The sequence below is a fragment of the Clostridium sp. AF50-3 genome (genome assembly GCF_003477445.1).
GTDB lineage: Bacteria > Bacillota > Clostridia > Lachnospirales > Lachnospiraceae > Otoolea > Otoolea fessa.
Genome location: NZ_QUDH01000027.1, coordinates 13,945 through 27,088, shown reverse-complemented (window position 1 = coordinate 27,088; position 13,144 = coordinate 13,945). Strand labels below are relative to the sequence as shown.

At 52.1% G+C, this 13,144-nt stretch carries 9 protein-coding genes; 3 read left to right on the top strand and 6 right to left on the bottom strand.

The window, feature by feature from the left end; all coding sequences use genetic code 11:
• Positions 1-313: 313 nt before the first annotated feature.
• The 6 genes from DW085_RS18115 to DW085_RS18090 all read right to left on the bottom strand — a co-directional run bounded on the left by DW085_RS18115 (position 314) and on the right by DW085_RS18090 (position 8,162).
• A complete protein-coding gene (locus tag DW085_RS18115; protein ID WP_243017774.1) occupies positions 314-607 on the bottom strand; it encodes a winged helix-turn-helix domain-containing protein in 294 nt (97 codons plus the stop codon).
• A gap of 57 nt (positions 608-664) precedes the next feature.
• Positions 665-4,432: an S-layer homology domain-containing protein gene (locus DW085_RS18110; protein WP_118494267.1), complete on the bottom strand. Its 3,768-nt coding sequence runs from the start codon at positions 4,430-4,432 to the stop codon at positions 665-667.
• Positions 4,426-5,745, bottom strand: a complete 1,320-nt coding sequence (locus DW085_RS18105; RefSeq protein ID WP_118494264.1) for a hypothetical protein — start codon at positions 5,743-5,745, stop codon at positions 4,426-4,428. Before DW085_RS18105 ends, DW085_RS18110 begins: the two co-directional genes overlap by 7 nt.
• A 113-nt stretch (positions 5,746-5,858) precedes the next feature.
• On the bottom strand, positions 5,859-7,418 hold the full coding sequence (locus DW085_RS18100; protein ID WP_118494261.1) for a hypothetical protein: 1,560 nt from the start codon (positions 7,416-7,418) through the stop codon (positions 5,859-5,861).
• 5 nt (positions 7,419-7,423) lie between these two features.
• Complete coding sequence (locus DW085_RS18095; protein ID WP_147353996.1) at positions 7,424-7,804, bottom strand: hypothetical protein; 381 nt, start codon at positions 7,802-7,804, stop codon at positions 7,424-7,426.
• Positions 7,773-8,162, bottom strand: coding sequence for a hypothetical protein (locus tag DW085_RS18090; protein WP_118494255.1), 390 nt, complete (start codon positions 8,160-8,162; stop codon positions 7,773-7,775). Before DW085_RS18090 ends, DW085_RS18095 begins: the two co-directional genes overlap by 32 nt.
• Positions 8,163-8,484: 322 nt before the next feature.
• Here DW085_RS18090 and DW085_RS18085 point away from each other — a divergent pair, with 322 nt between their 5' ends.
• Genes DW085_RS18085 through DW085_RS18075 form a run of 3 tightly spaced genes read left to right on the top strand, consistent with a single transcriptional unit; the run spans position 8,485 to position 13,107 of the window.
• Complete coding sequence (locus DW085_RS18085; RefSeq protein ID WP_182430947.1) at positions 8,485-9,213, top strand: LytTR family DNA-binding domain-containing protein; 729 nt, start codon at positions 8,485-8,487, stop codon at positions 9,211-9,213.
• Entirely contained in the window at positions 9,210-11,204 is a 1,995-nt protein-coding gene (locus tag DW085_RS18080; RefSeq protein WP_118494250.1) for a hypothetical protein, read from the top strand. The genes DW085_RS18085 and DW085_RS18080 overlap by 4 nt, the downstream gene beginning before the upstream one ends.
• Before the next feature lies 1 nt (position 11,205).
• Positions 11,206-13,107: a GHKL domain-containing protein gene (locus DW085_RS18075; protein ID WP_118494247.1), complete on the top strand. Its 1,902-nt coding sequence runs from the start codon at positions 11,206-11,208 to the stop codon at positions 13,105-13,107.
• Positions 13,108-13,144 lie beyond the last annotated feature (37 nt).

The window sequence follows — 13,144 nt, the reverse complement described above, 5'->3', positions numbered from 1 at the left end:
GACCAGCACTGCTTGTGGTGGTCTTATTTTAGTGCCTAATTTTAACCATGTAAAATTTTATATTTTTTTCCCCATTAAGTCTTGACTTTTTATTTGCAGGCTAAAGTAATGAGAATGCGGTGTGCCGTTTTTCAATCAAATTAAAAAGAGACACGGCATAAATTATTCTGATAGATTTTACATCAGATTTCTTTATGCCGTGCCTTTTATGTTATCATAATGATTGCTACATACATATAGCAGGCTTCACCCTCCGTTATACACCGGATTCGCATTGATTTTCGGTACGAAGGCAACAGCCGTTCCGCAATTTTCACCATCCTCCCCATACTTCTTCATAGATCTGTCCGGCAGAAAATACCCAGGATGGATGTTTTGCCAAGTATACCAATGTTTCAAATTCCCGACGAGTCATAGAAATCAACTCACCGTTTCGGTATGCTGTTCTCTCCTTCAGCCGAAGCTCCAAGCCCGGAAAAACAAGAGTGTTACAAGGGTGGGATGTCACAATATGGTCAAATCCTGGCTCAACCGCAATAATCTCCATAATTCTACTGAGTATATATTCTTCATGGTCGGTAAGCGACAGTATTAGAAACTTGCCCATATTGTTCACATCCCTCTTTATTGATATTATTTTTGCATTACATTACGGGTTCATTTTTCATCTGTCGGATGCGGTATTCACCGCCATCGTCCCGTCTGCATAGAAGTAGTACCACTTACCATCGATCTGCTTCCAGCCTCCGGCAAACATCATTCCGGTGACCTTGTCCAGCCAGTACCACTTCTGATCCTCGGAGAGCCAGCCTTTCACTGACTCCCCGTTTCTGTAATAGTTCCACTGGCCGCTGTCATTCTGCTGCCAGCCGTTTGCGGCCTGCGGGTCAATGACGATTTCCACAAACCGCCGCAGAACCGTGGCGACCTCGGCGCGGGTGGCGGTTCCCTTGGGGTCAAACTTATTTTCATTCTTCCCGGCCAGGATGCCCGCCTGCTGCATGGACTTGACCGCATCCTTTGCCCAGCTGCTGATCTGTGTGTTGTCCGCAAAGGTCACAGCCTTCAAGGTCTGGGGCAGGTCATAGCCCAGCTTTGCAGCGTAATTTTTCATAATCACCGCCATCTGTTCCCGGTTGATGTTGGTGTCCGGTGCAAAGGTGGTGGCGGTAATGCCTTCCACAATACCGGTCTGTGCCGCCCAGTTCACATAGGGAGCATAGTAAGCGTCGGCTTTCACATCGGTGAATTTCCCGGTCTGGTAACTGTCCGGGTTGATGCCCGCCAACCGCCCCAGAGCTGTCACAAACATTCCTCTGGTCATGCCGGTGTCCGGGCTAAAGGTGGTGTCGCTGGTGCCGGAGAGCAGTCCCCGGCTGGCTGCAAAGAGGATGTTATCTGCTGCCCAGTGGCCGGTAATGTCGGTAAAGACCGGGGCAGGGTTCTTGTAGCCCACGCCGTAAACGCTGAAATGACCGGTTTCAAAAACCACCGCTTTCAGGCTGGCATTGTAGCTGGATTTGGTGATCCATTCCACCTTGCCAGCGTCATCTACATAGACTGCATAGAGATTACCTGTCTGCTCACCATTTGCCGGTGTGTAGGGCAAACGCACCGATATAGTGTGACCATTTAAGTTGGCAATCGGTGTTTCTTTGCCGCCGGAGAGGTAGACCAGTGACAGGTCATAGGCCGATCTTGTGCCGATGGTGGCTTTGGCCTCGGTGGAACGCAGTGCATCCACCTTATCTGCCCGGAGAATGATGTCCCCGCCAGCGTAGGCGGTATCCAGCTGCTTCAGAGTATCCAGGCCGATATTAACCGAAACCAGATGGTCTGTTGCTACGGTAAACTGCCGGACGTTTTCTTTAACCAGCAGATCCAGTGTCTGCGCCTTGATGGTCACGTTAAGAGAGGTCTGGCCTGCCGCCGGGATGATGGGAACAGTAACGCCAATCCCGTTCTCTGTGGTGCCGTTCTTTTTCGCATCCTGTTTGGCCTTGTCGATGGCGGACTGGACAGAGCTGTTATCCACTGCCGCATTGCCGTTTTTATCCGGCTGTATGGGTTTGGTTTCACCGGTGACAGGGGCTTCCGGCTGGTTGGTGTTATCATTGCTTCCGGAACCGTTAGAACCGCCGGAGGATGAGCCTCCACCGCTGCCCGAACCACCAGAGGAGGAACCGCCGTCGCTGGAAGATTGCTTGGAAACAGTCAACGTTCCAGAAACATAGGTGATCGCATAATTGTCATTTGACAGCGTACCAGTAATGTTGATCGCAGTTTTGCCGGTTTTGCTCATATCCGGTGTCTGTGCGTAGTCCAGCGTTACCGTGCCGCTCAGGGTATCTGCACCAACCAGACCTTCCACCTTGTAATCCTTATCTGCTTCCGGGCTGCTCAGATCGGGCGCGGTGCTGCCGGTGTAGGCGCTCTTGTCAAGCGCCGTAACTGTGACCGATTTCTTCGCTACGGTCACAGTCACGTTCTGTTCTGCCACATCTGCGTACTCTGCGTTTCCCTGAACCTTATACCAAACAGTGTATTCCCCCGCGTTTTTCGCTGTGGGGATCTGCTCACTCCACTCAGAATCGCCAAGCCGGTAGAGCATTGCGCCGCCAGTGGTCTTGCCCGCTGTAACCAGAGCCTGTTCTGCACCATTGTAGGTCAGTGTATTGACCGTAGGTGCCGTAACAGTGGGGACAAGCTTGTTGGTCGCATTGACATTGACGGTCAGCGTGATGTCCTTATAGTTCGTGCTCTTGATCACTACGGTCACTGTGCCCACAGAGCCGGTGGTTTCCACGTCATTTTTCTGAATCGGCAGGGTCAGCTTGCCGTTTTCCACCTTCGCGCCGCTGGTGTAGTAGCCGTCATTGAGTTTGATCTCGCCCAGCTCATAGGTGGGTGCACCGTACTCTTTGGGCGTTTCCAGCTTGGGCAGGGCGGGGAGCGTCACAGTGTAGGTCTTTTCGTGGCCGTTTACAATGGTAAGCGCAGTTTCCTTGACGAAGTCAGGCGCAGCGGCCTTGGCGATACTGGCAGTCGTAGGGAAGCTGCTCTGCTCCAGGGAGTAATTCTTCGCGGCCTGCCCCATCAGGGTCACTGTGGCAGTGACGTTCTTGCCGTTGCCCACGCCGGCATCGTCAAAGCTGGCGGCCACGGTGTAGTCTGTGCCTCGGTTCAAGTTCATGCCGTCGAAGGTTACGCTGGTAATGCCTGCGTCTGTCGTGCCATCATAGGGCTTGGACACAGCCGTTACCCCGCTGATCGTCAGCGGTTTCTTTCCAATGCTGACCTCCACGCTGGCGGGTGCGGTATCATTGTGGTTTGCATCGCCAATCACCCGATACCACACGGTATACGTTCCGGCATCGGTGCCGGTAGGGATGCCCAGGCTGTATGTACCGTTCTCGGTCAGGCTGTACTGCATGGTGCCACCGCTGGTCACGCTGCCTGCGGTAATCAGCGCCTGCTCCTGACCGGTATAGGTCAGGTTTTCCTGTGCTGTGGGAGGCGTGATGAGGCTTGACCTGATGTCGGCCTTTTGTACCGTTACAACAATATCCTGGCTCATCTTCTTGTAGCCGTCGCAGGTGGCCAAAAAGCGGAAGGTGTGCTGGCCTGCGGGTAGCTTTTGCGTAGAAAGATCAAATTGATTCTTTGTTGCGTTGTCAACCGCTGTCTCTTTGCCGTTCTCCACCTTGTACCACTGGAAGCTCACAGCGCCTGTGCCGCTTTCCTTATTTACATTGACAAGAAGCGTCCCCGTACCGCCATAAGTCATGCTCATCTTGTTCGGATAGTCCATGCTCTTGATGGGGATCTTGGCCATAGAAACATTGGTCAGCTCCTTGCCGGTAAGATCGGTTATCCAGGTACTGCCGCTCTTAAACACGTAACCCTCCGGCAGCAGGGATGCCAGCGTAACATTTCCGGTAACGGTCAGTTTTGCCGCCGTCTTACCGTTCAGATCCAGCTTGAGCGGGCTGCCGATGGTGATCTCGCCTGCATTTGCCAGCAGCTTCACCGTACCGCCGTCGGCTGCGGCGATGGCCGCGTCTGCCGTCAGATAGTAGGAAATGCTGCCGTCCGTCTTTGTCGCCGCAGCGGCATAGCCGCAGTAGGGGCAAACATTCCCGCCGGAAGGGTCATCCGGGTGACTGCACTTCACAACGGTTACGGCAGTATTCTCATTCATCTCCGACAGCCTGACCAATGCGCCGCCTTGCTTCTGATAGGCATAGCCCTTTTCCAGCAGGGATTGATACTTTGCGCCATTCTCGATTTGGATGCTGCCAAAGGAGCCGCCGGACAGGGGCACTGGAATACCCTCGAGCGCACCCAATTCCAGCCGAGCCACACTGCCGCCGGACATGGTCAGCGCTCCCTCCGTGTAGATGCCGCCGGGGAACGTGCCGCTCGTTACCACAGCTTCGTTCCCGGTACAATGGAAAGCCCAGTTCCACCGGAACCAATTCCGCCGCCTACGCTGCCCTCCAGGGTGACATTGTCCAGCGTCAGCTTTGCGCCTGTGTGGTCAAATTTTCCAACTTCCACCGCGGTAGCGGGCTTGCTGGTGCAGGTGCTTAGCACCTTGCCGTTCATGATGGCTACATTGGAGCCGAGGATGCGTAGAAGCGCATTCTCAGCGGATTTACTCAGGGTGTGTCCATTCAAGTTCAGTATAATATTTTTGCTGATTTCGATAGGCTCTGCGTTCTCGATGTCCAAAGGCCCCCGCAGCGTGATAGTGTCACCGTCCTGCGCGGCAGTCAGCGCGTTTTCCAGACTGGTGTATCGCTTGCCGCCGGTTTCAAATGCCTCCACCAGCATATGGCAGCGGGTGCAGTAACCGGCGCTGTCCACCTTGCCCGCATGGTCGCAGACTCTGCCGCAGGCGCATTTGCCGTTATGATATTGGTCGGTATGCTCGACCACCTTGACCGCTCTATCCGGAATATCTACATTGGAAACGTTCAAAATTTCGTCGCTATCAGCGTCTGCAAAGGCATATCCGTCCGCCAGCAGAGCCAGGGCCTCCTCACCAAGTTCTGCATTGATTCCACATTGGAACGTGCCGCCCTGGAGCTGGGTTTTCCCAAGGAATTTCACCTGATGCTGAAACACGCAGTCGCCCTTTACCGTCAGGGTAAACAGGTTATTAACGACACCCCCGCCTGTTGTAACGCTGTCTAATATCAATACCGTGGGGCCTTTGGTGGCAATGACCTCTCCAATGCCCTCTATCGTGCCGTTTTTGATGGTGACGCTGTTGTACGGGCAATCTTGCAAATCCAGCGCCTTGACCTTGTGGCCCTGCAGGTCCAGCGTAAGGTCCTTTTTGTTGGTCCCATCACCTCCTCCCGCACGCAAGATTGCGTCAATATCCCGCACAAAATAAAAGGTTCCGCCGGAAATCAGCCTGCTCCCAACCATGGCCTGATTGTTCCCGAGTTCAGACGAATAGGGGATACCATCTTCGTCAATAAAGAGCACTTCCTTGCGACACGGTTCGCCGCACTGTTGGCATTTGCCATCGTGGGTGTATTTTGCATGGGTGCAGGTGTTAATGGTAACGGTGACAGTTTTTGTATCTACGGTATAGTTATTATAGGACAGCTTGCAGTAGACCTGGCCGCTGTACTCCCAGTCCCTGCCCTCCACTGGGGTCAGGTTGGACTTGGTCAGGACGATTTTATTATAACTGCCGCTGCCTGTGCCCTGAAATTCTTTTCCGTTCACATACCACTGATAGGTAATATTACCGGACTGACCGCTTGCCAGAGAGGCGCTGACATCGACAACCGCTACACTTTCCCCATCTAATTTCTCATATACGACCTGCGGCTGCGTTCTTATGGTAATGGGTTTTTGGGCGCGGCGGCGACGGTGACCGTTGCGGTGGCGGTCGCCTTGGCAGGAGAGTATCCTGCTTCGCTGTTTGCGGTCAGCTTCAGCTTATAGCGGCCCTCCTTGACATTGTTGTCCGCGGTAACGGTGATGGTCTGGTTGTCAGCGGATTTTGCCGCCGTCAGACCGGTGTGGTCGCCCACCCATTCCACGTTCAGGGTATTCATCTGGACCTTGCTGCCGGTAACGGAGAAGGTCGCCGTCTGACTGCCTGAGCCTTCCTGCAGGGTTCCCTGCTGCGCGCCGACGGTCAGGCTTGCGCGGGGCGCCATCTTGGCGATATAGATGGTCTTGACGTCCCCTTCTCTTGTCGTATCGGCCGCTGTGCCGACCGACATATCGTCTGTTTTTGCATTCTGACTTTCCGAATACAGAATGGTCAGGTTTTTGTTGATGTTTCGGGCGTTTCCATACCTACTATTCGAAATCGCACCATATTTTCCGGTGGCGTAAAGGGTTCCTCCCTTCATGGTCAGGGATGCAGTGTTAATACCCCAACCGGAATTTAGATTCAGCTTTCCATTCTCAATCACGATGGTTTTAGCGCTCAAGCCGCACAAACCGCCGTTGGTGGTTATCTTTACCCCGTCTTTTATGGTAAGCGTCCCGCCGGCGGTGTCGCTCCAACTGCCGTCCGCAATACCATCTTTCCCGCTAGGAACATTGACCGTCAGACTGCCGCTTCCCTGAATGGTCAGATTGGCGGAATACATATCCAGAGCGGCGGTATATGCGGTATCGGTAATCGTAATGGTATTCTCGCCTTTCAGCGTGATTGTTGTGTCGCCCTTCACCGTCACCGGGGTAGTTATGTTTCTGTTCTCCCAGATAACATTGCCGGAGATGGTTTCATCGTCTGCTGCAGCTGCCATCAGGGGCGTTGCCTGCTCTGTTCCCTTGCAGGCAGAGAGATCCGCATCTTCCGCAGAGCAGACCGGACAGTCGGGATTGACCGCCCCCTGCTCACAGCGGGTTTCGCAGATACACTCCGCCGGAGCATTCCCGGACACGCCGGGAACAAGCCCGTTGTCCTGAGAATTGCACAGTTCACAGGTATACCCGCAGGGCGTCCCCTCTGTGGCCGGGATGTAGCCGCAGCTATCGTCATGCTCGCCGCGTTCATGAGGACAGCTTAATTTTTTTGTGATACAGCCGCTTTCCTTACTGCATTTATGGGTACACTCGGTCGGCTGGGCCTCCTCTACTTCAGATGAGGTCGCCGTATTTTCTGATACGCTGCCTTCCAAAACAGGGTAACAGCTTTCGTCATGTTCATGGATACACTTCTTCACAAGGGTGTAGCAATCCTCAGTATGCTCATGTTCACAGGCTGCCCCTTCGGTTCCTTCCGTATATCCGCAGTCCTCTGTATGTTCCGGGTGATGCTTGCACAACCCCGTATGGACGGCGGATACACCCGCTTCCACCGCAGATGCCGGAACTCCCGGCATCGTAAAATCATTGCCGCCGCCAGTAAAAACGCGGCCGGCCGTTTCCATTTCCATATCATTTATTCATCCTCCTCACGCGGTTCGTTCCTTCTCGTTGTTTTCTGAAGCAGCTGGGATACCGCCTCCCGCAGCTGATATTCTGTCACAGGCTTTACCAAAAAGGTGTCCGCCTGCATCCTGCGGCTTTGGGGTTCAAACTCTGCCTGGTCGCTGATCCACAGGAGAGGGACATCCTTGCTGTACCCTCGTATGCTCATGCAGAAATTCATTCCCCTGGCTCCGTCCTCCATGACCACCACAGCATCATAAGGCCCATCCCGCTGCATGGCATAGGTACAAAACACACCATTATCAAAGCGGTCTACTTTGCCCAGCTTCATCAGCAAAGCGGTTTCTTTTTCTTTCTGGCTATAACTGCACAGCGCAATTCGCATTTCCATACCTCCGTTTCCTGATGGGCTCCATCGCCTCATATAGCTCCTGATCACTACAATCTATGGAGAGGAATGCCGGGATACGAAGCTGATACGCGATCAGGGCGAAGTTTTTATCATCGCTCCACCAGACAAGCGGTGTTTCCGGTGCCAGCTGCTTTGCCTGAATGGCAGCCTCCAATCCCCTTGCCCCGGTCATTGCGATGACAACCGCATGATATCGGCTCCGCCGCAGTGCCTGAGATAGCTGCTTCTCATTCCATAGCTCGTCGATGACAAGCTGTCCGTCCCCAGCAAAAAGGGAGCGCAGCCTGCTCTCAAACCATTCTGCATTCCTTAATTCCGTACAAAGTGCGATTTTCATGCTGAGCCTCCTTTCCTGAAAAGAAAAACAAGAAAGAATGTGCCTTGCGCGGTCGCTTGCGACAATCTACATCTTCGCGCAAGTGCGCATCTTTGGCACGTTAGTGCCTTTTTTATGTGACAGGGAATTCTTCGGAATTTCCTGTCACAAAAAAAACAGACCTTCTCATCGGAAAGTCTGGTAGTATAATTAGAGTAGCATCTTGTCAAGGGAAATGCAACCGACTTTGTTTAAGACGCAGGTTTCCTGTTTAAGACGCAAGTTTTTTCCTGCGGTTTTATGTTATACTAATATTGGATTATTGTGCAAAGGAGATGGCACGATGCAGATTGCGATTGTGGATGACAGAGCAGAGGACAGAGCAGAACTGTCTGCCTGCCTGGAAAATTATATGAAAAAGCATCAGCTGGACTATACGCTGACAGAATTTGAGGACGGAGAGAATTTTCTGAAAGCTGCCGCCCAGGTCAATTTTCAGCTTGTCTTTATGGACATCTATATGGAGAACATGGATGGAATAGAGGCCGCCAGAAGGCTGCGCCAGAAAAACAGGCTTTGTAAGATTGTTTTTCTGACCATTACAGAAGATTATGCCCGGATGGGGTATAGCCTGTCCGCCAGCTATTATCTGCTGAAGCCGCTTTCGCTCCATCAGGCAGATTTTGAAGAAGCGATGGAGCTGTGCCAGCTAAAACCGCCCTATGAAGTGATGACACTTTCGGTTATGGCTGACCGTCAAAAGCTGGAACTTCCCACAGAGAAGATTCTATACATAGATTATCAAAACCGTATGACACGGATTCATACGGCGGAACGCGTGATACCGGTAAGCGGAGGCTTTCAGGAGGTTACTGCCGCATTGCAGAAGGACAAGCGTTTTTTGCCCTGCTACCGGGGCATTTTAATCAACATGGATTACATCAGCCAGGTTGACAGTCAGACCTTCCGTTTGATAAACGGGGAGGAACTTCCGATTGCCCTCCGCAATGGAAAACAGCTGCGGGAATCCTACCGTCAATATGTTTTCTCTGGAATGGGGGGTATCGTATGAGAATGAAGCAAATGCACAGGCGTATTCTGGAGGGCTGTCTGGCCTGTCTCCTCTGCTTCACCTGCAGTATCCCAGCATTTGCCGCCGAAACTGCAACCCCATCCAATGCCGATGAAAGAAGGGAGATTTTGCCGGATTTAGAAAGCGATGCTCCGGGGACACTGGAGAGCAAAACCCCGGAAGCATCGGAAGAAGTATCCCTCGTCCTTGTCACAGAAATACAAAATGAAGACGAACTGCTCTCCCTGCCAGATTTCACCCTGCCCCTTAGAACCACACCGTCTGATGATGACCTGGAGGAAATTTATCAGCTGGCCCTTCGGTATCAAACCGTCTGCGCCACGGTAACAGCAGGTGAAGAAATCCGGCAGGAAACATTTTCTGTCGCATGGGATTTTTCGGCCATTGACCAGACCACTCCAGGCGAATATACCGCAGCAGGCCGGATTGAACTGCCGGAGGGGTATGCCTTTGGTGAAGCTGTCTTGCAGGAGCTTCAGATTTCCGTCCGGGTGAAAGAAATGCCGCCTGCTGTCATTACCTCCATAGAGAAGTGGTATCCTTATACGGACGCGTTTGCGGTTCAACAGGGCAGCGAAACCGAAACGCTGGAAAATTTGTTTTCCTTTTCCCCTTACTATCTGGAATGCTATGCGGAAAATGGAACCAGCTACACCGCTGTGGTGGAATGGGATTTTTCTGGTATTGATTTGAATACTGTGGGACTGTACCATGCAGCAGGAAGGCTGACTGCACCGGAAAATACCATATTTGCGGATCGTGTCGATTTCCCTGAAATTTCAATTCCTGTTTCTGTTCAGGCTCCGGGCAGCCCAGACATCAACTGCTTCCTGGTTCGCAGAGGAAGCCTTTATTTTCCCTGGGTTACACCTCCGGGGAATCTGGACAAGGTCAGTATATGGCTGTCTGAAAACAACGGTTCATGGAACCGTCTGGAAAGTGGCGTTTATGTGGGTCAGGAAATGCTCTCGATTGCCACCCGTCTGCTGGCACCGGGCAGCAGCTACCGCCTTCAGGTTGATTATGACGGCGGACAGACCGGCATCCTGTCCTTTACCTACGCAGATGAAATTGTCCTTGAAGGGTATCATGAAGGCGACCGGGATGGAGGGGATGCAGGCGGGAATCCACCCGATACCATCATTCAACCGCCTCCTGAAGATACCGACGATCAGGATGACGGTTTCGCAGACAGGCCCTCCACAAAGCCTCCAAAACCGCCTGCAACAAATGGCGGCAGAGTGGATTCCAACGATTCTGAAAAAACACCACCTGTCAGTGAAGAAAATGATCCTGCGGATCATGAACCATCCCACAAGTCTTCCGAGCCATCCTTGGAGGGAAAGGATGATTCCATAGATATAGATAAAGACGATTTCCCATCGGAACAGGCAAACGGTGATACAGAGGAAGATGCGGATTCCAAAAGCCCTGATTTTTCAGAGTTCTTCGATGAAACCACCGACCGGATTTCCGGCATGCGCTTTTTGATGATGCTGCAAACAGGGGAGCAAAGAGCCGTCTTTTCCAAACAAGGAATCACCATCAGCATACCAAAAGACGCCTTGCCGGAGGGCATCCAAAACGAAGATCAGATTGAAGTCATCATCCAAAAGGATACGGACGGCGGTTTTTCTTTTTCGTTTTCCATCAATGGAACTGCACTCAGCTCCCTGCCGGATGTTTCTGTCATGCTGCCCTGTCCAAATGACCCGGCAGCCGGCACATGGTTCCTCTGTGATGAAAGCGGCGTGGAAATTCCCATGACCGGTTATGACGATGCGGCAAAAGCCGTCTCCTTTCAGATCAGCCATACAGGGGCATACACCATTGTGGGAAAGGAAGATGCCATTTCCCTGGCACAGGCCGCCGACACAGAGCATAGCCGGTCGCCCATACTCCTTTTGATTCCGGCCTGTCTGCTTCTTCTGTCTGCCGGTGTGTTTTTCCTAAGGAGGAGGCGAAAATAAGATGGTATCTTCTGCGGTAAAAAAATATGCTGCCTTATGTATGGTCTGCCTGTGCTCATCCCTGTTTTTTCTTGGCCTGTATCAGTTCAATAATAAATATAGCCAGAACACAATCCAGGCGGCAAATGGGATTCTGGCGCTTTCTGAGGAAGAACTTCAAAAGTCACCGGTGCGCTTTCTGGTATCCGGCTGGGCATTTTATCCTGACGCGCTTTTGACCCCGGAAGAAATACAAGATGAAAGCCATTATATGCGCTACCTTTCCATCGGAGAGCAGACCAATTTCTCCAGCCCTGCAAACTCTTCTCCCTATGGCTGCGGGACTTATCAGATGACATTCTTTCTGCCGGAACGGAAGGAAACATATGCGCTGGAAATCCCGGAAGTGTTTTCTGCTTACAACCTTTATCTGGATCATGACCTGATCCTGCAAATGGGGGAACCGGCACAGGGGACACCATTGGTTCAAAACCGCATGGTCACTTTTCATGGCGGAAAACCGGTCACACTCACCATAGCGGTCAGCAACTATGACCACTTTTACGGAGGGATTGTCTATCCGCCTGCTTTCGGAACGATGCTGGCGGTCAATACAACCAGAGGAATCCGGTTTGCATTCTGCCTGTTCAGCTGTACAGTTACCTTTGTCTGTGCGCTGTTGTCCTTTTATTTCAGCCGCCGGATGAAACAGAAAAATACATTCCTGTTCGGACTGATCTGCCTTGCCATGTGCGGTCTGTCATCCTATCCTGTGCTTCATATGCTGGCTGCGGTTCCCGTATTCCCCTGGTACACGATTGAACTGTTCTGTATCTATCTGGTTACCTGGCTGATCATAGTTCTGCAAAACCGGATATGCAGGCCGGGCTTCCTGCCTGCGGCCATCAGTAATGGAGTGGGCGCTGCCTTCCTGGTATATGCGTTTGTGTATGGCATGATGGCTTCCCATCTCTCCCTTGGAGCGATTCGTTTCTTCTCTGCATCGGTCTTTTGTTATAAGGCGGCATCTGCGCTCTATCTGCTTATCATCGCTGTGCTTGCCATTCACAGAGGAGAAAAACGGAGCAGGCCGATCTTCTATGCTGCGGCAGCCGCAACCTGCGCCTTTATATGGGATCGCCTTCTGCCGGTTTATGAACCGGTTATCGGCGGTTGGTTTTTGGAATGGGGCAGCTTTTTCATAGCAGCAGCCATCGGTTATTCCCTCTGGCGCGATGTGATAGAAGGATATGGAAACAGCCTGATTTTCCAGGAAGAACGCAAGCAGGTCATCCGTCAGCTTTCTATGCAGACCGAATACAGCCGTCAGGTTTCAGAGGCAGCGGCAGAAAACAGAAGGCTGATCCACGACATCAAACACCATCTGCGCACCATAGACCGCATGGCCTCTGAACGTGGGCAGACAGAGATCTGCTCCTTCCTGTTACAGGTAGAGGAACAGGTTGCGGCATCATCGGGTCACTCCCCTGCCCAGTTCTGCAAAAATCCCGTTGTAAATGCACTGATTGAATACTACTACGGCATGGCGCAGACACAAGGGACAGAATTTCAGGTACGGCTCGATCTTCCCGATCAGATGCCGCTTACCGATGTGGAACTGTGTACGGTGCTGGGCAATCTTTTGGACAATGCCGTTGAGGCGTGCAGCCGCCAAAAGCAAGGGGTGCGCCGCGTTTTCATTGCAGGCGAAACCAGAGGCAATATGTACTTTTTGAAGATTGAAAACACTTACGACGGTCTGGCCTTGCAAGAGGGAAAAACATTCCTCTCCCGAAAGGGCGCATCCGCCGATCATGGAATCGGGCTTTCCTCTGTCCGAAAAATCATTGAAAGCCATGGCGGTGATCTTGATCTCGTTCCCGGTGAGGAATCCTTTCTTGTTGGAATTACAGTGGGTTTATAAACATTGCTCATACAAAAGGACACCATTACTTACATTT